The following is a 19,914-nucleotide window of genomic DNA, read 5'->3' as shown; positions in this document are numbered from 1 at the left end:
ACACCTGCCGGAAGGCCCTCCAGCGTCGCGACGAGTGCGGGACCGTGGGACTCCCCCGCGGTCAGCCAGCGCAACCTGCTCAACGGTGCTCCTCACTGCTCGCAACGAAGTCGGAAAACAGCCGAGTCGTCGTGCCCGGACCGGGGCGTCCCCGGGGGCGTCCGTCTGCCGCCCCCGCGGTCACAGCCGGACGCCCAGGACCTCGGCCATCAGGGTGCCGACGAGGCGTACGCCGTCCTCGGTGAGCACCGACTCGGCGTGGAACTGCATCGAGGCGAAGTGGGGGCCGCGCAGCGCGTGCACCTCACCGGTGTCCGGGGCGCGGCTGACCTCGACGAGGCCCACGCCCTCGCACTCGGCCACGTCCTCGGTGCTGCGCGCGGCGAACGTGTTGTAGAAGCCGACCCGTTCGCGGGCGCCGAAGAAGTCGATCTCCTGTTGCACGCCCTGGTTCGGCGTCTCGCGGCGGACCAGCGGGAAGCCGAGCCGCATGCTGAGCACCTGGTGGCTGAGGCAGACCGCGAGGAACGGCCGCCGCTCGGCGAGCAGGGTGTCCACCGCCGACCGCAGGTGGGCGATCTTGGGATGCGTGGCCTCGCGCGGATCGCCGGGGCCGGGGCCCATGACGACCAGGTCGTGGCCGTCGAAGGCGTACGGCTCGTCGAAGCGGCGGACCGTCACGGTCAGGCCCAGGGAGCGGAGCTGGTGGTCGATCATCGAGGTGAAGGTGTCCTCGGCGTCCACCACCAGCACCCGACGGCCGGCCAGGTCCGGCACGGACCGCTCCGGTCGTCCGCCACCGGCCAGCCAGAACCCGGCGAGCGTGGTGTTGCGCCGGGCCAGGGCGGCCCGTACGTCCGGGTGGTCGCCGAAGCGCACGGCGTGCGCGCCGGGTCCCCGACCGTCCGCCGGGCCGTCCGCCCGGAGCGCCGCGAGCAGCCCGGCCGCCTTCGCGCGGGTCTCGGCGACCTCGGAGTCCGGGTCGGAGTGACGGACGAGGGTGGCGCCGACGCCGATCCGCACGCGGCCGGCGTGGTCGATGTCGGCGGTGCGGATGAGGATGGCCGAGTCCATCGCCCGGCCGCCCGCGGCGTCGCGGCCGATGAGGGCCACCACGCCGCTGTAGTAGCCGCGGCCTTCGGGCTCGTACCGTTCGACCACCCGGCAGGCGCTCTCCAGCGGGCTTCCGGTGACCGTCGGGGCGAACATCGCCTCGCGCAGTATGGCGCGCGGGTCGAGGCCGGTGCGGCCCTCGATGAAGTACTCGGTGTGCGCGAGGCGGGCCATCTCCTTCAGGTACGGGCCCGCCACCCGGCCGCCGGACTCACAGATCCGGGCCATCATCTTCAGCTCCTCGTCGACGACCATGTACAGCTCGTCGGCCTCCTTGCCGTCGGCGAGGAACTCCAGCACCCCGGGCAGGGCGGGCCCGGTCGGCGGGTAGCGGTAGGTGCCGCTGATGGGATTCATCACGGCGGTGCCGCCGGAGAGGCTGACGTGCCGCTCGGGGGTCGCGCCGACGAAGGTCCGGTCGCCGGTGTGGACGACGAACGTCCAGTAGGCGCCCGACTCGCCGCGCAGCAGCCGGCGGAAGAACGACAGCGCGCTGTGCGGGGAGTAGTCGGTGATGTCGGCGACGAACGAACGCTTGATGACGAAGTTGGCGCCCTCGCCGGTGCCGATCTCCTCCTTGATGACCCGGCGGACCGTCTCCGCGTAGTCGTCGTCGCCGACGTCGAAGTGGCCGCCGGTGAGCGTGATCGGCACGTCCGGCAGCCGGCGCAGGACCTCGTCGAGGGAGAGCACCGCCTGGTCGGTGACGGTCATCGCGATCAGCGGTTCGCCGTCGTCCGGTCCGGCGAAGCCGCGCTCGGTGATCTGCCGGTAGGGGATCAGCGTCAGCAGCTCGTGGCGCGGGGCGCCGGCCGGTGCGGCCCGTTCGGGCAGGGGCAGGTCCGCCAGGGTCCGCGGCGTCGAGACCGTGCCGAGCAGGACGTCCACGGTGTCCGGCCCGCCGGCCTCCGGGCGGTGCAACAGGGCGAAGGGGCCGGGCCGTTCCGTCAGGATCCGGTCGAGGACCGGGCCGGTCGCGGTCATGCGCGCGCTCCGGCCGTGCGGGCGGCGTCGAGCCGGCCGAGGACGGCGTCCGTGGTGGTGACGACGGCGCAGCGCCGGGCGGCGTACTCGACGGCCAGCCGGTGGTCCCCGGCCGAGAAGTCCGCGACCGCGTCGGCGACGAGGAACGGCCGGATGTCGTGGGTGAAGGCGTCGACCGCGGTCATCAGCACTCCGACGTGCGCGTACACGCCGCACAGCACCAGCTGGTCGCGGCCGTGGGCGCGCATCCACTCCAGCAGGCCCGAGCGGAAGAACGCGCTGTAGCGCCACTTGGTGAAGACCTGGTCGTCCGGCCCCGGCGCGAGCGGCTCGACGACCTCGCGGTCGGCGGGGTCCACGCGCATGCCGGGCCCCCAGAAGTCCTTCAGCAGACCGCGCTGCTCGTCGGTCATGCCGCCGGGCTGCGCCGTGTACGCCACCGGCATGCCCGTCAGCACGGCCTGTTCGCGCAGCCGGGCGGCGTTGCGCACCAGCGGCTCGCGCAGCGCCGCGGGGAACGGGCGCAGGAAGTAGCGCTGCATGTCGTGGACGAGCAGCACCGCGCGGTCCGGGTCCGCGGACCACCCGGCGGTGTTGCCGGGCAGGTCGTCCGCCGACGGCAGCGGATACGGCTCGATGGGGGGTATGCCCGCCATGACTGTCCTCTCGGATGGTTGTCTCGGTGGGGGTGGCGGCCAGGGGGGACGGTCACGCCGCGGCCGACCGGGTCCGGCGGCCGGTGAGCCACCAGGACGAGGCCACGGAGAGGGCCTGGCCGGGGTTGAGCCGCGGGTCGCAGAAGCTCGTGTACCGGGTGCCGACGAGGCCGACCTCGGATGCGTCGCGTACGCACTCGGTGACGTCGTCGGGGGTGGTCTCCAGGTGCAGTCCGCCCGCGACCCCGCCCGCGGCGCTCACCGCGTGCTGGAACTCGTCGATCTCTCGCGCGACCGTCTCCAGGAAGCGGGACTTCAGCCCGTCCGGGGTGGTGACGGTGTTGCCGTGCATCGGGTCGGTCAGCCAGATCACCGGGTGCCCGGCCGCGCGGACCGCCGCCGCCAGCGCGGGCAGCCGCTCGGCGACGGTTCCGGCGCCCATCCGGGCGATGAGGGTCAGCCTGCCCTCCTCCCGCCGCGGGTCGAGGCGTTCGCACAGGGCGAGCAGTTCCTCCTCCGTCATCCGGGGACCGACCTTGCAGGCCACCGGATTGACGACCTCGGCGAGCAGGGCCACATGGGCGCCGTCGAGCTGCCGGGTCCGCTCGCCTATCCACGGCCAGTGGGTGGAGGCGAGCAGCAGCTCTCCGTCCGGCTGCCGGCGCAGCATCGGGACCTCGTAGTCGAGGAGCAGCGCCTCGTGGCTGGTCCAGACGGGGGCGCCGATGCGGGCCGGGCCTGCGCCCCCGAGCCAGCCCAGACAGCCCATGACGGCGTGGGCGGCCCGGTAACCGGACAGCAGCCGCTGCGGGTCGGGGCGCCGCAGCACGGGGTCGGGCTCCGGACTGTTGACCATGTGGCCGCGGTAGACCGGCAGTTCGAGGTCGCCGACCCGCTCGGTGGGGCGGGAGCGGGGCTTGCCGAACTGGCCGGCCATCCGGCCGACGCGCACCACCGGCAGGCAGGTGTCCATCTCCAGTTGCCCGGCGAGCATGTTCAGCAGGCCCGCCTTGCGGGCCACATGGCCCGGCGTGCACTCGGCGGGATCCTCCGCGCAGTCGCCGGCCTGCACCACGTGCGCCTGGCCCGCGGCCACCCGCGCCAGCATCGAGCGCAGGGTCTTCACGTCCGCCGCGTCGACGAGCGCGGGCAGGGCGGCGAGTTCCTTCCGCACGCGCAGCACCTGCCCCTCGTCGTCCCACGGTGGCTGTTGCAACGCCTGTCCGTGTCGAAGGTCGAGCAGAGCGTCGTCCACTGGTTTCTCCAATCGCGACAAGACGTACGGCGATGCGGGAAGCGAGGAAGGGAACGGGCCGGAGGGCGAGGAGCGACGAGGAAGGGCGGGGAGCGAGGCCCCGCGACGCAGGGAATCGTGCGACGGATGGCGGGCGGCCACCAACAAGGTGCGCGGTACTCCGTCAGGTGACGCGCCATCCGTCAAGTGACCGGCGATATGTCAAGTCGGCGCGCCGACGCACGGGCGTCGTCGCCGTGCCTCGCGCCCGTCGGACTGCGCAACCTGCCCGGCTTCGCGCGGCGTGCGCGCACACGGCGGCGGCCGGTGGGCGGACGGTGGGGAACCGTCCGCCCACCGGCCGCGGCGGGCAGTGGCGGGGAGCGGCCGTCAGACCCGGACCGCCGGCTGCTCCGCAGAGGTGCGGGCGAGCGCGACGACCGCGTGCGCGGCCGACGCCAGGGTCGTGTGACGGTGCCAGCCGCCGAAGGAGCGCCCGGAGAAGTCCCGGATGCCCACCCGGTCGGCGATCTCGGTGAAGTCCTGCTCGACCCGCTCGGCCAGCCTGCTCAGTCGCACCAGGGACGCCGGCGGGGTGGTGGCCAGATTCGTCAGCCAGAGCTTCGCGGGCCAGCGCCCGCCCTCGTCGCCGACCCCGAGGAGCACCACCTCGCCCTGGCCCGGAGCCGGACCGGACAGGGACGGGCCGGCCACCCGCACGGTCGCGGCCCAGTGGGTCCTCGGCGCCGCACCCGGCACGTGGTCCGCGGTGACGACGGGCCGCCGCAGGTCCCTGACCATGATCATGATCTGCTCGGCGGTCAGCGGTCCCCGTCCGGCGGCGGGCAGCGCGGGATCCACGACGGTGAGCGGATGGTCCTCGCACACGCTGACCAGCAGCGGCATTCCCGCGGCGTGCAGCTTCTCGAAGATGGGCACGGCGTGCACCTCGCACGAGTCGAGCACGAACGGCCGCACCGGCAGGCCCCACTGCGTCACCGCCTCCAGACAGGCCCGGACGACGCATTCGCTCAGCGTCTCCGCCGGCACCCCGTCCGGGATCGCCACCTGACTGCGCCGGAGGTCGTCCTTGAGCCACGCCTGCGGCAGATGGAGGCGCCAGTTGACCGGGGCGCTGACCGTGTCCGAGGCGGCCCACACCCCGATGGTGCGCTGGGCGTTCAGGACCTGCCCCAGGGTCGGGAAGAAGTGCTTGTCCACGCCGACCGAATGGCGTCCGGTCTTGGGGATGATGACCGGCTGCACCACCCACGCCCGCGGCGGGACGGCGCCGAGCCAGTGACGGGCGAGCGCCCGGCGGATGGGCACCCAGTCCCAGGTGGAGGCCGAGATGAAGTGGTGCAGGTTCTGCTCCGACACCTGCTCGCCGAGCAGCGCGGCGATGTTGCGGATGGACTTGCGCCCCGGCGTCTCGAGCAGGCCCCGTAAGTACTGCATGGCCTTTCTGCACTGGTCGCTGCGGGACAGCGAGGCGAAGAGCAGGGAGGAGATCTCGGTGAGGACGGCGTCGTGCGAACCGGACGCGAAGGGCGGGGGAGAGCTGCCGCGTGCCGTGGTCGTGGGATGCAGGTCATAGCTGAGCATGAATCTCCTCACTGATGAACCGACCCGTGCCGTGGTGCATCCGTCAGCTCGAACGGGAACGCTGAGTGATGCCCTGGCCGAGAGTAAGGGGCTTGGGGGGAGTTGAGTCATCACCGGCCGGGTGAGAGTGTCAAATTACCGGACGGTAGTCCCGTGAATGTGGGAGGCGTCACTCCGGATGCCCGTCGGTCCGTGCGGCGGCCCGGGGCCGTGCGGAGGCGGCGATCAGGTGGGCGATGGAGGCGAGCGTGATGTGCCGGTGCCAGCCCGGGAACGACCGTCCCGCGAAGTCCCGCAGACCGACCTCGTCCGAGATCTCCGCCAGATCCTGCTCGACCACCTCCGGCAGCCGGGTCAGACGCAGCGCGGCCGGGAGGCGGGAGGGCGCGAAGCCGGTCAGCCACAGCCGCCGGTCGGTCCGCCGGCCGGGGCGCCACTCGGCCACCAGTGTCATCGCGTCCCGCCCCGCCGACGAGGCGACCACCGGGATCGCCGCGGCCGTCGTGCGCCTCTTCCCGTGCCCCACCTGCCGACGCAGACGGGGGAGGGACTCGGCCAGCTCGCCCGCGGTGCGCTGGAGATCGCCGTGTCTGGGCAGCGCCGCCCGGTCGATCCGCACCGGCGCCGCCGGACTCACCCGTACCGCGAACGGCCGCCCGGTGGACGCGAGATGCCGCGCGACCGCCACGCCGTCCGCCTCCGCGACGTCCACGACCACGGGCAGCGGAGCCATCCGCCCGATCGCCAGCAGCCCCGCCACCGCCTGCCGCACGCACTCCTCGACGGTGCTCGACGCGGCGTCCGCCGGGACGCCCGCCCGGTCCCGCAGGGGGCCGGCCGTCCAGCGGGCGGACAGCCGCAACTGCCAGTCGACCGGCACCGCCGACCGCTCCGAGGCCAGCCATGTCCCCACCGCCTGCTGGCCGTTGACCGTGCCCAGCGAGGTCGGCTGCGGGTCCGCGCCGACCGAGTGCGGGCCGGTCTTGGGGATCAGCGTCGAGCCGATCACCCACGCCTCCGGGGCCAGGGTCCGCTGCGCCTGACGGGCCAGGGCGTGCCGGACGGGCGTCCATTCCCAGGGCGAGGCGGTGATGAAGTGGTGCACGCTCTGCTGCGCCGACGCTCCCCCGAATCGCGCCGCGATGCTCCGCAGCGTCTTGCGCCCGGGCACCGACAGCAGCCCGCGGACGTACTGCTCGGCCTTCGCCCGCTGCCCGTTGCGGTGCAGCGAGCCGAACAACCGCCGGCAGAACTCGGCGTCCAGGGCCTCCGCCCCGGAGCCCTCTCTCGCCGCGTCCCGGTGCTGCCGCATCACCGCTCCCCGCACGTCCGCCCGTCAAAAAAGGACTGTCGTCCTGTTTCGTTTATACGGCGTCCGCGCAGAACGACCCGCACGTTTGCGCCAGCGGCGGTGTGCGCGGACGAACCTCCGGAGGCGCACGGTCCGTTCCGGCCGCCCGGCCTGTCTGCGCTCTTTACCGGCTCTTGGGCTCGCCCATACTCTGACCAAAACCGAACGGAGATCCGGTACTTTAACCGCGCACTGATTAGGGCCTGACCGATCCGACTCAGGGGGAACGTTGTTCGGCGTCATACCCACCCCTCGCCCGTCCGCCCTGTCACCCGCTCTCCTCGGGGCCTACGCGCACCTGCGGCGCGAGGAGAACTTGCTCGTCACCGGCTGGCAGCGGCTGAGCGACCGGCGCTTCTCACTCTCCGTCAGATGGCCCGCCGCGGAGGGCGACCTGCCGTACGACCCGCGGCTGCTCGCGCAGACCGTCCGGCAGACGGGACTGGTCGTCGCGCACGCCGCCTACGACGTCCCGCTCACGCACCAGACCGTGCTGAGCTTCCTCTCCTTCACCCTCGTCCCCGGCCTTCGCCCGCCCCGCGGCCGCGCGTCCGCGCCGGACGTGCGGATCGCCGTCGCGCAGAACGGCGGCAGGCGACGCACGACCAAGGCCCTGCGGATGTCCTTCCAGGTGTCGCTCGACGGGAGCGAACTGGCCCGTGCCGAGGCCGAGTTCGCGTGGATCTCCGAGCGGGTCTACGCCCGTCTCCGGGGCGCCCGCCGCCATGTCGACTGGGGCGCCTGGGCCGTGCCGGCGCCCGTGGACGCCCGGCTGGTGGCCCGGCCGTCCGCGGCGGACGTCATGCTGTCCCCCGGGGACCGCCCCCATCGCTGGCTGCTGCGCAACGACCCGAGCAACCACCTGATCTTCGACCACCCCGTCGACCACGTGCCGGGCCTGGCCCTGCTGGAGGCAGCCGACCAGGCGGCGCGCGCCCTGCTCGCCCCGGCCGCCCTCGCGGCCACCGGCATCGAGGCCACCTATGTGCGGTACGTCGAATTCGACCGTCCCTGCCACATCGAGGCCGAGCCGCTGCCGGAGCCGGGCTCGGTCCGGGTCACCGGGACGCAGGAGGGCGAGGCCGCCTTCCGCGTCGACTTCCGCACCGGAGGCTGACCGCCGGCTCACCGCCCCGCGCCTGACCGGCCCGGCGCCGACCGGCCGTCGCGCTCCCCGCGGAGGACCGGGGCGCCCGGCGCCGACCGGTCGTCGCGCCCCCCCCGCGGAGGACCCGATGCGCGGCACCGGACCGGCGCCGCGCCCCCTCGGAGACCAGGGGTGTCCGCCCGGCACCCGGATCGTTGGGCACGGCGTGACGACGACCCATGCGACGACCACCACCCGGCGCAACGACCGCGAGGCCGGCGCGGCGGACCTGGCGCCCCTCGCCTTCGCCGGATACGCCCACTTCACCGCGATGCAGGTGCGCGCCGGCCGGGTGCGCGGCCTCGATCTGCACCTCGCCCGGCTGCGCCACGCCTCGCTGGAGCTGTTCGGCCGCGCCCTGCCCGACGACCGGGTGCTCTCCTGGCTGCGCGCCGCCGTCGCCGACGCCGCGGCCGACCTCTCGCTGACGGCGACCGTCTACCTGCCGTCCGGGGAGTTCACGGTGGCCGCACCCGACGAGGAGCCCGAACTGCTCGTGCGCACCGCGCCGCCCGCCTCGGGCCCCGCCGGGCCGCTCACCCTGGGCGTCGTCGAGCACGAGCGGTTCCTGCCCTCGGTCAAGCACGTCGGAGAACCGGCCAAGACCTACTTCCTGCGGCAGGCGGTGCGACAGGGCTGCGACGACGTGGCGTTCACCGACCGCCGGGGCCGGCTGAGCGAGGGGTCCATCTGGAACCTGGCCTTCTGGGACGGAACCGGCGTGGTGTGGCCGGCGGCCGACATGCTCGACGGGGTCACCATGGGCGTCGTCCGCAGACAGCTGGACCGCCTCGGCGTCGCCCAGCGGGTCCGCGAGGTCACGCCCGCCGACCTTCCGGAGCTGGCGGGCGCCGCCGTCATGAACTCATGGACGCCCGGGGTCGCGGTCCACAGGATCGGCCCGGCGCCGCTGCCCGAGGCGCCGGCGTTCGTGGAACTGCTGCACCGGGCCTACGAGGCGGAGCCGCTCATCTCCCTGTAGTCCCCGGGCAGGCGGCACAGCTCGGCGTCGGACATCGCGGCGCACTCGTGCGGCGCCGCCCCCTCGGTCGACCGCCAGTGCGCCGACGGCGGTTCGCCGGCCGCCGAGGCCGGCCGGCCGGCCGCGTCGATCCCGTCGCGCACCGCCTCCGCGGCCAGCTGCGGCAGTACCAGCCGCCAGAACGGCGTCACCGACAGCGCGACCCCGGCGTGGCCGGGGTCGCGTCCCAGCCCTTCCAGCCCCGCCATCACGGCCGTGACGGCCGAGACCGCGTCGTCGAGGTCGACCCCCGGGGCCAGACTGCCCTGCTGCCGGGCCAGCCGGAGCAGCCCGTGCACCCAGTCCCGCCAGTGCTGCCACAGACTCCCCGCGCTCTCCCAGGCCGCGTCGTGCGCCAGGCCGAACCCGGCCCTGAGCACCGGGTCGCGGGCGACCCGTTCGGCGAGCGTGTGCGAGGTGTCGACGAGCAGTTGGAGCGGTTCGGGGTGCTGGTCCGGGACCTGCCCGGTCACGCACAGCAGAATCTCCGCCGCCGTGGACTCGACCGCCTCGCCGAGGGCCTGCTTGTTCCCGAAATGGAAGTGCAACGCGCCGTGGCTGGCCCGGGCGAGGGCGCATATCTGCCCGATGGAGGATCCGGCGAAGCCGCCGCGGTTGAAGAGCTCGGCGGCGGATCGGATCAGTTGACGGCGTGTCTTCGCGGCACGGTCCTGCATGGTGATTCGCACTCCGGGAGAAGAGAGGAGCAGGAAGACGGGTGGAGCGGGTGCGGGGGAACGAGGAGTGACCCGCACGCGGGCGTGCCGCAGGCGATACCGGGCGTCCGACCACGGCGCATTCGCGGGTGCACGTCCCCGTGTACCGTCCACTCTTACCACGTCGACAACGCGCACATACGGGCCGTTACCGACACTGGCGCGATATCGTGCCCACCATGATCGCCATACGGTTCGACCGCTTCGGCGGTCCCGAAGTGCTCACCGTCGTCGACGCTCCCGCCCCCCGGCCGGGCCCGGACGAGGTGCTGATCGACGTCGAGGCGGCCGGCGTGAACTTCGCCGACACCCATCAGACCGACGGTTCCTACCTGGCCGCCGACCAGTTGCCCCACATCCCCGGCAGCGAGGTCGTGGGCCGCGCCGAGGACGGCCGGCGAGTGCTGGCGCGGGTGTCCCACGGCTACGCCGAGCAGGCGGTCGCCAAGAAGTCCGCCCTGGTGGAGATCCCCGAGGACCTGGACGCCGGAGCGGCCCTCGCGCTGCTCGTGCAGGGCCTGACCGCCTGGCACCTGCTGCGGACCGCGGCCCGGCTGCGGCCCGGCGAGACCGTCGTCGTGCACTCGGCGGCGGGCGGCGTGGGCAGCCTCGCCGTGCAGCTGGCCCGGGAGTTCGGCGCGGGCCGGGTCTGGGCGCAGGCCTCCACGCCGGAGAAGCGCCGGCTCGCCCTCGACCTCGGCGCGGACGCCGCCGTCGTCCACCCCCTGCCGGAGCGGGCCGACGTGATCCTCGACGCCGTCGGCGGGGAACTCTTCGACAGCGCGCTGGAATCGCTCGCCCCGGGCGGCCGCCTGGTCAGCTACGGCAACTCCGCCCGCGCCGGCTTCACCCCCGTCGACCCCGCGCGCCTCGGCCGGCTGAACGCCGCCGTCGTCGGCTTCTGGCTGCGTCCGACCCTGGCCGCCGAGGGCGCGTTCACCGGCCCGCTGAGGGAACTGCTGGCGCTGACCGCCGAGGGCAGGCTCAGGCCGGTGGTGCACGAGCCGTATCCGCTCACCGAGGCCCGGCGCGCCCACGAGGACCTGCTCGCCCGGCGCACCACCGGAAAGGTGGTGCTGCGCCCCTGACACAGGGGTCCGCCGCCGGACCTGACAGATCGTCGACCGATTCCCGGGGATCCCGTCCGCCTGTGCCTAGCATCGGGTGACGAGCCGGAACCGGCGCGGGGCCGCAGCCCACCACGGCCCCTCGGCACGCGGTGTCGCCCATGGACGCACCGGCGCGCACCCGCCGGGCGCCCGACTCCTCACCCCTGAAGTCGGCCACTCATGCGACGCGGAGACCCAGAATGCGACTTGCGCAAGTGATGGCATCCGTCATGGAGCGCCACGCGGACCGGCCCGCCATCGGCGAACGTGTGAAGGAGTACGCCCGGGACGCCGAGACGGGCCGGGTCGCGATCCGGCTGCTGCCCCGCTACGAGACGACCAGCTACCGCGAGCTGTGGGTCCGCGTCCGCGCGGTGGCGAGCGACTGGCACCACCATCCGGACCGTCCGCTGAACGCCGGCGAGCGGGTGGCGCTGCTCGGCTTCACCAGCCGCGACTACGCGACGATCGACCTGGCCTGCATCCACCTCGGCGCCGTCACCGTCCCGTTGCAGACCAGCGCCGCACCCGCGCAGCTGCGGTCGATCGTCGCGGAGACCGAGCCGTTCACCGTGGCCGCGTCCGCCGAGCGGCTGGACGCCGCGGTCGATCTGATACGCGAGAGCGACTCGGTGCGGCGCCTGGTCGTCTTCGACCACCACCCCGAGGCCGACGACCACCGGGAGGCGCTGGCCGCGGCCCGCGAGCGACTGGCCCGCACCCGGCCCGCCGTCGTCGTGGACACCCTGAGGGACGTCGTCGAGCGGGGCGCCGCCCTGCCCGAGGCCCCGCTGTTCACGGCCGCCGACGGCGAGGACCCGTTGGCGATGCTGATCTACACCTCCGGCAGTACCGGCACGCCCAAGGGCGCCATGTATACCGAGCGGCTGGCCGCCGCGATGTGGGGCGGCGCCTGGTCCAAACTGTTCGACGAGACCTACGCGGTCACCTTCCACTACATGCCGATGAGCCATGTGGCGGGCCACTCCTCGCTGAAGGCCACCATGGTGCGCGGCGGCACCAGCTACTTCACCGCCAGCAGCGATCTGTCGACGTTCTTCGAGGACATCGCGCTGGCGCGGCCCACGGAGCTGTCGCTGGTGCCCCGGGTGTGCGAGATGCTCCACCAGCGGTTCCTCAGCGAGGTCGACCGGCGCACCGCCGCCGGCGCCGACCGGGAGACGGCCGAGGCCGAGGTGCGGGCGGACATCCGGGACAACGTCCTCGGCGGCCGGGTCACCTGGGCCAGCAACAGTTCGGCGCCGCTGTCCGCGGAACTGACCGCGTTCACCGAGTCCCTGCTGGGCCTGGAGCTGCACAACGTCTACGGCTCCACCGAGGCCGCCGGCGTCTCCGTCGACGGGGTGCTGCTGCGCCCGCCGGTCGTCGACTACAAGCTGGCCGACGTGCCGGAACTCGGCTACTTCGGCACCGACTCGCCCCACCCGCGCGGCGAACTCCTGCTCAAGAGCGACGCGATCATCCCCGGCTACTACAAGCAGCCGGAGCTGTCGGCACAACTGCTGGACGAGGACGGCTACTACCGGACCGGCGACATCGTCGCGGAGCTGGGACCCGACCGGATCGCGATCGTGGACCGGCGCAAGAACGTACTGAAGCTCTCCCAGGGAGAATTCGTCGCCACCTCCCGGCTGGAGGCGGTCTTCGCGGCGAGCCCGCTGGTCCGGCAGATCTTCGTGTACGGCAACAGCGAGCGGTCGTACCTGCTCGCCGTGGTCGTCCCCACCCCCGACGCGCTGCGCGAGACCGGCGGGGACGAGCAGGCGCTGAAGCGGCGGCTGAGCCGCTCCTTCCAGGAGCTCGCCAAGGAGGTCGGGCTCAACTCGTACGAGATCCCGCGCGACGTCCTGATCGAGACGGAGCCGTTCAGTCAGGCCAACGGCCTGCTCTCGGACCACCGCAAGCTGCTGTGGCCCAAGCTGGTGGAACGTTACGGCGGGCGTCTCGAACAGCTCTACGCCGACACCGCTGCCCGCGAGAGCGAGGAACTGGCCGAGATCCGCCGGGAGGGGGCAGGCCGGCCGGTCCTGGACACGGTGCAGCGGGCCGCCCGGGCACTGCTGGCCGGATCGACGGCCGAGGTGTCCCCGCAGGCCCACTTCCGGGACCTGGGCGGGGACTCGCTGTCCGCGGTGCAGTTCTCCGACCTGCTCCAGGACACCTTCGGCGTACGGGTTCCGGTCGACGTGGTCATCAGCCCCGCCTACGACCTCGGGCACCTGGCCGAGCACATCGAGGCCCGCCGCGGGACGGCCCAGGAGCGGCCCACCTTCGCCTCGGTGCACGGCGAGGGCGCCACCGAGGTGCACGCCAAGGACCTCGCCCTCGACAGGTTCATCGACGCACGCACCCTCGCCCGGGCACGGGAACTGCCCCGGTCCGAGGGGGAGCCGCGCACCGTGCTGCTCACCGGCGCCAGCGGCTACCTGGGCCGCTTCCTCGCCCTGGAGTGGCTGGAGCGACTGGCCCCGGCGGGCGGGCGGCTGATCGCGCTGGTCCGCGGCAAGGACGCCGCCGCGGCCCGGCGACGGCTGGACGCCGCCTTCGACAGCGGCGACCCGGAACTGGTGCGCAGGTACGAGGCACTGGCCGCGGGCCATCTGGAGGTGGTGGCGGGCGACATGGCCGAGCCGCGCCTCGGCCTGGACGAGGAGACCTGGAACCGGCTGGCCGGCGAGGCCGACCTGATCGTGCACGCCGGCGCGCTGGTGAACCACGTGCTGCCCTACCCGCACCTGTTCGAGGCCAACGTCGTCGGCACCGCCGAACTGGTCCGGCTCGCCCTGACCGGCCGGATCAAGCCGTTCACCTACATCTCCAGCGTCGCGGTCGCCCACGCCCACCCGGACCGCCCGGCCCTCGACGAGGACTCCGACGTCCGCACGGCGATGCCGGTGCTGCAGGCGGACGGCGGCTACGCCGGGGGATACGCGACCAGCAAGTGGGCCGGCGAAGTGCTGCTGCGGGAGGCGCACGACCTGTGCGGACTGCCGGTCACCGTCTTCCGCTCGAACATGATCCTCGCGCACAGCAGGTACGGCGGCCAGCTGAACGTCCCCGACATGTTCAGCCGCCTGCTGTTCAGCGTCCTCGCCACCGGCGTCGCGCCGCGCACCTTCTACCGCGCGGACGGAGCGCGGGCCCACTACGACGGTCTGCCCGTCGACTTCACCGCCGCGGCCGTGGTGGCCCTGGGCGGCGCCGCGGCCTCCGCCGCGTACCGGACGTACAGCCTGGTGAACCCGAACGACGACGGAGTGTCCCTGGACACCTTCGTCGACTGGCTGGTGGAAGCGGGCCACCGCATCGAACGGATCGACGACCACGCCGACTGGTACGTGCGGTTCGAGGCGGCGATGCGCGCGCTGCCCGAGGACCGGCGGCAGTACGCGGCGCTGCCCATCCTGCACGGCTTCAAGGAGCCCGAGGAGCCGGTGCCCGGCTCCGCCGTCCCGTCCGAACGGTTCCGCGAGGCGGTCCGGTCCGGCGCCGTCGACGGGTACCGGGACATCCCGGGCCTCACCCGCGGCCTTGTCGAGAAGTACGCCAGGGACCTCAAGGCCCTGATGCCCCCTGTGGTAGGCACGCGGGCATGAACAGAGATCTCCTCACCGGGAAAGTCGTCCTGATCACCGGAGCGAGCAGCGGCATAGGCGCCGCCGCGGCCGGGGTGTTCGGCCAGGAGGGGGCGACGGTGGTGCTCGCCGCGCGCCGGGCGGACCGCCTCGCGGACCTGACCGAGCGGTTGCGCGCCAAGGGCGTCGAGGCGGCGTACGTGGTCTGCGACGTCACCGACGCCGAGGACGCGGTGCGCGCCGTGCGGTTCGCCGAGTCCGAATACGGGCGGCTGGACGGGGCGTTCAACAACGCCGGCGTCGGCGGCGACCGCACCCCCCTGCACCTGATGACCGACGACGTCTACGACACCGTCATGGACGTCAACGTCCGCGGCGTCTGGAACTGTCTGCGTCCCGAGATCGCCGCCATGCTCCGGCACGGAGGCGGCGCGATCGTCAACAACAGCAGCGTCGGCGGGCTGGTGGCGATACCCGCCGCCGCGCCCTACATCGCGGCCAAGCACGCGGTGATCGGCCTGACCAGGGCCGCCGCGGACGAGTACGCCCAGCACGGCGTCCGGGTCAACGCGGTCGCGCCGGGCACCACGCGCAGCGAGATCACCGAGGACTGGTTCCGCCGCAACCCGGGCCTGGAGCGGACGGTCAACGCGATGACGCCGCAGGGCCGTACGGCCGCGCCGGAGGAGGTCGCGGCCGCCGCCGCCTGGCTGCTGAGCGACCGCTGCCCGTTCCTGACCGGGACCGTGCTGCCCGTGGACGGCGGCTTCGTCAACCAGTGACCCCCGTCGCCCGGGACGCGGAGCCGGGGCAGCCCCCGTCCCGGCTCCGCGTGCCGCCCGCCGAGCTTGGTAACATACCGAACATACGGTATTTCATGGCTGAAATACGAAGCACAGTTCAGCGTCCCGGCGGGACGTGGGAGTCCGGGGGGTGGCCGAATGGCGCGGCAGGAGCGTGCGATCCGCACGCGTGAGGCCATTCTCGAGGCCATGGCGAGCCTGTTCATCGAGGTCGGCTACGAGGCGGCCACCATCGCGGCGCTCATCGAGCGCACGGGGCTGACCCGCGGAGCCCTGTACTTCCACTTCCCCACCAAGGAGGCGATGGCGCACGGCGTGCTCGCGCGGGCGGTGACCCGCGAGGGCATCGCGCCCCAGACGCACAAGCTCCAGGAATGGGTCGACCTCGGCCTCGTGCTCGCCCACCGGCTGCCCCGGGAACCGATGCTGCGCGCCGCCGTCCAGCTGTCCGTCGACCCACGGGCGCGCGGCCTGTTCGGCACGCGCTGGCCGGACTGGATCCGCCTGGGCGAAAACCTGCTCGTCGAGGCCAAGGAACGCGGCGAACTGCTGCCGCACGCCGTCCCCAGCGAGATCGCCCGGCTGACCGTGGGCGCCTGGACCGGGGTGCAACTGGTGACGGAGGCGCTGCCGGAAGGGCTCGACCTGTCCGAGGAGATCGCCCGGCTCTACCAGCTGATCCTGCCCAACGTCGCCAGCACCGGCGTCCTCGCCAAGCTGGACACCTCCCCGTACCGCGCGGAACGGCTGCTCGGTACGGCCACGGACGCGGACGCCGGCCGCGTGTACCACCCCTGACCCGGACCGCCGCCGGCGCACCGTCAGGGGGCGACGTCCTCGGCCGGCCGGCAGCGCTTCGCCTGGTGCTCCTTCTCGGTGTCCGTGCGCTCCTGGTGCGTCAGGATCCGCAGGGCGTCGGCGGAACTCGCGTCGTTCGGGGTGTAGATCTCGAGCCGGTGGTCGGGGCTGTCCGGCTGGAGCCAGACCTGGTAGGTGACGCTCGCGGCGCCGACGGTGGGATGCTGCAGCTGCATGGTGCCGACGGTGCAGTCGGCGACCTCCCCGGCCGCCCACATCATCGCGAAGTCGTCGCTGCGCATGGTGAGTTCCCCGATCAGTCCCGCAAGGCGCGCGTCGGTGGGGAACCGGCCCGCGGTGAGCCGGAGATAGGCGACGTGCACATGGGCCAGCTCGTCCCAGTTGCGGTACAGGTCGCGGGTGAGCGGGTCGAGGAAGAACATCCGGGGGATCGAGGGACGGCGCGCCGGCTCCCGCACCGCGTCGAAGTCGACGTGCTCGGCGACGAGCGCGTGACCGGTGCGGTTCCACGCGAGCACGTCCCCGCGCCGGCCCAGCACGATCGCCGGTGTCGCCTCGTCGAGGGACTCCAGGAGCGTGAGCACGCGTGGATGGGGCGACTCCTGGCCCGGTTCGGAGAGTCCGGGATTGGCGGGCTGGCGGGCGAGGTTGTGCAGGTGGACGCGCTCGATCTCGTCGAGTTGCAACACCCGGGCGAGGGCGTTGAGAACCTGCTCCGAGGCCGTTTCCACCTGCCCCTGCTCCAGGCGTGTGTAGTACCCCGCGCTCACTCCCGCGAGCTGTGCGAGTTCCTCGCGCCGCAGTCCCGGGACCCGGCGGGCGCTCCCGTACGTACGCAGACCGATCTCGGCGGGCTTGACCCGGTCACGGCGACTCTTCAAGAACGTTCCAAGGTTCTCCACGACATGAGGGTAGGCCGCCCTCGCACCCCGGTGGGTATACCTGCTGGGTGTACCCATCGCATGGGGATGGCTGACCCGCGGGCCGTGCCGGACCGTGAAGGCATGTCTGAACAGCACACGCACAATCCGCCCGGACGACGGGCCTGGCTCGGACTGCTGGTGATCCTCGGGCCCGTGCTCCTGGTGGCCATGGACGGATCGATCCTGTTCCTGGCCATGCCCCGGCTCAGCCAGGCGCTCACTCCGACCGCCGACCAGGCCCTGTGGATCCTGGACATCTACGGCTTCGCCGTCGGCTCCCTCCTCATCGCGTTCGGCAGCATCGGCGACCGGTACGGCCGCCTGAAACTGCTCATGATCGGCGCGACGGTCTTCGGCATCGGATCCGCGCTGGCGGCGTTCGCCCCCTCCCCGGAGTTGCTCATCGCCGCCCGCGCCCTCATGGGCGTGGCGGGATCGACGCTCCTGCCCTCCGCGCTGGCCGTGCTGAGCGAGCTGTTCGGCGACCCGCGCCGGCGCGCCCAGGCCATCGGCATCTTCGCCGCGGCGTTCGCCGCCGGGTTCGCCATCGGACCCATCGTCGGCGGCCTCCTGCTGGAGCGGTTCTGGTGGGGCTCGGTCTTCCTGGTCAACCTTCCCGTCATCGCCCTCTTCCTGATCTTCGCGCCGGTTCTGCTCGGCGAGGTGCGCGCGACCAGGCCGGGGCGCGTCGACGTGCTCAGCGTCGCCACCTCCGCGCTCGGCCTCCTTTTGACGATCTACGGCCTCAAGCACGCGGCGGCCGAAGGCGTCTCCGCCGTCCCCGTCGTCGCGGCACTGGCGGGAGCAGCGCTGCTGACGTGGTTCGGCCTGCGGCAGCGGAGCCTGGAGCACCCGTTGATGGACTTCTCGCTCTTCCGCGACCGCGTCTTCACGGTCGCCATCATCACCGGTCTGCTGCCGTTGGCCGCGTGGTCGGCGTCGGCCTATCTGTCGGGCGTCTACCTCCAGTCCGTCCTCGAACTGTCGGTCCTGCACGCCGCGTTCCTCGCCCTGCCCGGCGCCGTGGTGCTCACCACCACCTGCATCGTCACCCCGATGGTGGTCGACCGCATCGGCAAGCGGACCGCCCTGATCCTGTGTCACTTCTCCATCGCGACCGGGCTGCTGCTCCTGCTCCCGACCATGACCACCGGCGGGGTCGGCTGGTACGTCGCCTCGACGGTCGTCGCCGGCGTCGGCTACGGCATCTCCTTCGCCGTCGTCGCGGACACCGCGGTCGGCGCCGTCCCCCCGGAGCGGGCCGGCTCGGCGGGCGCGATCGCCGAGACCAGCAACGAGATCGGCAACGCCCTCGGCATCGCGCTGCTCGGCTCGCTCGCCGCACTGATCTTCCGGGTCCAGGGGCCCGACCTCGCGCCCACCCTCGACGAGACGCTCCAGCTTCCGGACCTGGCGCCCTCGGTCGTGAAGGACGCGGAGTCCGCCTTCGTCACCGGCCTGCACGCGGCCGCCATCGCAGCCAGCCTCCTGCACCTGGTGCTCGGTGTCCTCGCGCTGCGCTGGCTGCCCAAGCCGGCGACGCCGAAGGACCCCGACCTCTCTCCCCAGGACACTCCGGACCGGGCGCAGAGCGCTGCCTGACGATCCGTCAGGACGTCCGCTCGCCCCGGGCGGGCCCGATCACCCGGACAGAATTCCTGTCCGGGTGATCCGCGCGCCCGTCCGCAGGACGGACTCGGGCGCTCGGCCCGGCCGTCAGACCCGGTCCGCGCCGCACGCTCGGGCGAGGCGCGCGGCCACGTCCGTGACCACCTCCGCCTCCCGGGCCACGAGGGAGAAGCGAGTCCGGGGCAGGAGCGCCACTCGAAGGAGCCCGGTCGGCGGCACGCAGTCCGGGAGGGGCGGCGGGCGCTGACGCAACCGGACGGCGCCGCCTTGAAGTGGTGGCGCGGACGGTACCGGTTTCGTGGCCTTGTGACGGCGGCGGACGGGCTACCCGCGTGACGGGCCGGCGCCGAGCCGAGTTCGGCGCCCAGCGCCGACGGCAGGGCGCGCGGGCCCGGCCGGGTACTGCTCGATCGCCGCCCCGCGCTCGTCGATGTCCTCGCAGAGCCGGCCGACGCGGCGGAACCGGCCCTTCGCCCGCAGGGGGTACCCGGCGCGATGCCGAACAGCTCGCGGACAGCGGCAGCGGGGAGGCGACCGCCCTGATCAGGTCCATCGACGGCCCGGCCACGACCGCCTCGTCGACGATCCGCTGGGTGCCCTGGCACAGCGCCTCGACCCGCCGGGCGGTGAAGGCCCGGTCGTCCGCCTGAGCGGCCGGGCGTGTGAGGTGGGCCGGTGCCGGTCATCACCGGGTCGGGCCGGCCGGAGGCCTTCAGATCACCGCCCAGCGCGCTGTACGCGCGGGTCGTCCGGTCCCGGTCGCTGGACAGCCGCAGCTCGCCCAGTGCCGCTTCGACGTCGGGGTGCCGGGTGAGGCGCCGGATGCCCTGGTCGCTGCGCGGACCGGGCTCTCGCGCCGCATGCGGGCGTCGGAGCGGGTACGGGTCCAGGCGGGCCGCGGGCGGGCGCGGTGCCGCGGCGGGGTCGCCGGGGTGCCGGTGGAGGTCATGCCGGCCGCGCTACCGCTGGGCGTCCATGGCGTCGGCGAGGCTCGTGGGCCGCATGTCGGTCCAGTTGCGCTCGATGTACTCCAGGCACGCGGCGTGGGCGTCGGGGCCGTGGAGGACGGTCCAGCCCGCGGGGACATCCGCGAACTGCGGCCACAGCGAGTGCTGGTTGCCGTCGTTGACGAGCACGAGGAAGGCGCCGTTCTGGTCGTCGAAGGGGTTGGTCATGGGAATCAGTCCTCCTGGTTGGTGGTGGCGTCG

Annotated in this window: 15 protein-coding genes; 7 read left to right on the top strand and 8 right to left on the bottom strand. The window is 73.3% G+C overall.

The window, feature by feature from the left end; genetic code table 11:
* Window positions 1–180: 180 nt before the first annotated feature.
* The 5 genes from ABZY13_RS11260 to ABZY13_RS11240 all read right to left on the bottom strand — a co-directional run bounded on the left by ABZY13_RS11260 (window position 181) and on the right by ABZY13_RS11240 (window position 6,904).
* Entirely contained in the window at window positions 181–2,097 is a 1,917-nt protein-coding gene (locus ABZY13_RS11260) for an anthranilate synthase family protein (RefSeq protein WP_356629176.1), read from the bottom strand.
* Window positions 2,094–2,753 (bottom strand): isochorismatase family protein, encoded by a 660-nt coding sequence (locus ABZY13_RS11255; protein ID WP_356629174.1) that lies wholly within the window; start codon window positions 2,751–2,753, stop codon window positions 2,094–2,096. The genes ABZY13_RS11260 and ABZY13_RS11255 overlap by 4 nt, the downstream gene beginning before the upstream one ends.
* A gap of 52 nt (window positions 2,754–2,805) precedes the next feature.
* Entirely contained in the window at window positions 2,806–4,008 is a 1,203-nt protein-coding gene (locus ABZY13_RS11250; RefSeq protein ID WP_356629172.1) for a 3-deoxy-7-phosphoheptulonate synthase, read from the bottom strand.
* Window positions 4,009–4,377: 369 nt separating this feature from the next.
* Window positions 4,378–5,592, bottom strand: a complete 1,215-nt coding sequence (locus ABZY13_RS11245; RefSeq protein ID WP_356629170.1) for a transposase — start codon at window positions 5,590–5,592, stop codon at window positions 4,378–4,380.
* A 169-nt stretch (window positions 5,593–5,761) separates the two neighbouring features.
* Window positions 5,762–6,904: a transposase gene (locus ABZY13_RS11240; protein WP_356629168.1), complete on the bottom strand. Its 1,143-nt coding sequence runs from the start codon at window positions 6,902–6,904 to the stop codon at window positions 5,762–5,764.
* 268 nt (window positions 6,905–7,172) lie between these two features.
* Between ABZY13_RS11240 and ABZY13_RS11235 the strand changes: the two genes are divergently transcribed.
* Both ABZY13_RS11235 and ABZY13_RS11230 read left to right on the top strand, forming a co-directional pair.
* Window positions 7,173–8,060, top strand: a complete 888-nt coding sequence (locus ABZY13_RS11235) for a ScbA/BarX family gamma-butyrolactone biosynthesis protein (RefSeq protein WP_356629166.1) — start codon at window positions 7,173–7,175, stop codon at window positions 8,058–8,060.
* A gap of 196 nt (window positions 8,061–8,256) precedes the next feature.
* Window positions 8,257–9,072, top strand: a complete 816-nt coding sequence (locus tag ABZY13_RS11230; protein ID WP_356629164.1) for an aminotransferase class IV family protein — start codon at window positions 8,257–8,259, stop codon at window positions 9,070–9,072.
* Here ABZY13_RS11230 and ABZY13_RS11225 read toward each other — a convergent pair.
* Window positions 9,042–9,788 carry a ScbR family autoregulator-binding transcription factor gene (locus ABZY13_RS11225; protein ID WP_356629162.1) on the bottom strand — a complete coding sequence of 249 codons (747 nt, stop codon included), beginning with the start codon at window positions 9,786–9,788 and terminating at the stop codon, window positions 9,042–9,044. The two genes, ABZY13_RS11230 and ABZY13_RS11225, sit on opposite strands and share 31 nt — an antisense overlap.
* A 218-nt stretch (window positions 9,789–10,006) precedes the next feature.
* Here ABZY13_RS11225 and ABZY13_RS11220 point away from each other — a divergent pair, with 218 nt between their 5' ends.
* The 4 genes from ABZY13_RS11220 (at window position 10,007) to ABZY13_RS11205 (ending at window position 16,133) form a co-directional block, all read left to right on the top strand.
* Entirely contained in the window at window positions 10,007–10,915 is a 909-nt protein-coding gene (locus ABZY13_RS11220; protein ID WP_356629160.1) for a zinc-binding dehydrogenase, read from the top strand.
* Window positions 10,916–11,055: 140 nt separating this feature from the next.
* Window positions 11,056–14,553, top strand: coding sequence for a carboxylic acid reductase (gene car, locus ABZY13_RS11215; RefSeq protein ID WP_356629158.1), 3,498 nt, complete (start codon window positions 11,056–11,058; stop codon window positions 14,551–14,553).
* A complete protein-coding gene (locus ABZY13_RS11210; protein WP_356629156.1) occupies window positions 14,550–15,314 on the top strand; it encodes an SDR family oxidoreductase in 765 nt (254 codons plus the stop codon). The genes car and ABZY13_RS11210 overlap by 4 nt, the downstream gene beginning before the upstream one ends.
* 159 nt (window positions 15,315–15,473) lie before the next feature.
* The gene (locus ABZY13_RS11205; RefSeq protein ID WP_356629154.1) at window positions 15,474–16,133 is read left to right on the top strand and encodes a ScbR family autoregulator-binding transcription factor; all 660 of its coding nucleotides are present in this window, start codon (window positions 15,474–15,476) and stop codon (window positions 16,131–16,133) included.
* Window positions 16,134–16,156: 23 nt separating this feature from the next.
* On the opposite strand, the gene ABZY13_RS11200 is transcribed toward ABZY13_RS11205, so the two are convergent.
* Window positions 16,157–17,113: a helix-turn-helix transcriptional regulator gene (locus ABZY13_RS11200; RefSeq protein ID WP_356629152.1), complete on the bottom strand. Its 957-nt coding sequence runs from the start codon at window positions 17,111–17,113 to the stop codon at window positions 16,157–16,159.
* Between the two features lie 45 nt (window positions 17,114–17,158).
* Here ABZY13_RS11200 and ABZY13_RS11195 point away from each other — a divergent pair, with 45 nt between their 5' ends.
* On the top strand, window positions 17,159–18,679 hold the full coding sequence (locus ABZY13_RS11195) for an MFS transporter (protein ID WP_356629150.1): 1,521 nt from the start codon (window positions 17,159–17,161) through the stop codon (window positions 18,677–18,679).
* Between the two features lie 986 nt (window positions 18,680–19,665).
* On the opposite strand, the gene ABZY13_RS11190 is transcribed toward ABZY13_RS11195, so the two are convergent.
* The gene (locus ABZY13_RS11190; protein ID WP_356629148.1) at window positions 19,666–19,881 is read right to left on the bottom strand and encodes an MbtH family protein; all 216 of its coding nucleotides are present in this window, start codon (window positions 19,879–19,881) and stop codon (window positions 19,666–19,668) included.
* Between the last annotated feature and the right edge of the window lie 33 nt (window positions 19,882–19,914).

The sequence above is a fragment of the Streptomyces sp. NPDC006610 genome (assembly GCF_040611575.1).
GTDB lineage: Bacteria > Actinomycetota > Actinomycetes > Streptomycetales > Streptomycetaceae > Streptomyces.
The sequence above is the reverse complement of the archived record's forward strand: the minus strand, read 5'-3'. Positions and strand labels throughout refer to the sequence as shown.

Bases quoted from the DNA above. Each gene is read 5' to 3' on its own strand.
- ABZY13_RS11260 (WP_356629176.1), bottom strand. From the start codon at position 2,097: ATGACCGCGACCGGCCCGGTCCTCGACCGGATCCTGACGGAACGGCCC.
- ABZY13_RS11255 (WP_356629174.1), bottom strand. From the start codon at position 2,753: ATGGCGGGCATACCCCCCATCGAGCCGTATCCGCTGCCGTCGGCGGAC.
- ABZY13_RS11245 (WP_356629170.1), bottom strand. From the start codon at position 5,592: ATGCTCAGCTATGACCTGCATCCCACGACCACGGCACGCGGCAGCTCT.
- ABZY13_RS11240 (WP_356629168.1), bottom strand. From the start codon at position 6,904: ATGCGGCAGCACCGGGACGCGGCGAGAGAGGGCTCCGGGGCGGAGGCC.
- ABZY13_RS11225 (WP_356629162.1), bottom strand. From the start codon at position 9,788: ATGCAGGACCGTGCCGCGAAGACACGCCGTCAACTGATCCGATCCGCC.
- ABZY13_RS11220 (WP_356629160.1), top strand. From the start codon at position 10,007: ATGATCGCCATACGGTTCGACCGCTTCGGCGGTCCCGAAGTGCTCACC.
- car (WP_356629158.1), top strand. From the start codon at position 11,056: ATGGACGCACCGGCGCGCACCCGCCGGGCGCCCGACTCCTCACCCCTG.
- ABZY13_RS11210 (WP_356629156.1), top strand. From the start codon at position 14,550: ATGAACAGAGATCTCCTCACCGGGAAAGTCGTCCTGATCACCGGAGCG.
- ABZY13_RS11205 (WP_356629154.1), top strand. From the start codon at position 15,474: ATGGCGCGGCAGGAGCGTGCGATCCGCACGCGTGAGGCCATTCTCGAG.
- ABZY13_RS11200 (WP_356629152.1), bottom strand. From the start codon at position 17,113: ATGGGTACACCCAGCAGGTATACCCACCGGGGTGCGAGGGCGGCCTAC.
- ABZY13_RS11195 (WP_356629150.1), top strand. From the start codon at position 17,159: ATGTCTGAACAGCACACGCACAATCCGCCCGGACGACGGGCCTGGCTC.
- ABZY13_RS11190 (WP_356629148.1), bottom strand. From the start codon at position 19,881: ATGACCAACCCCTTCGACGACCAGAACGGCGCCTTCCTCGTGCTCGTC.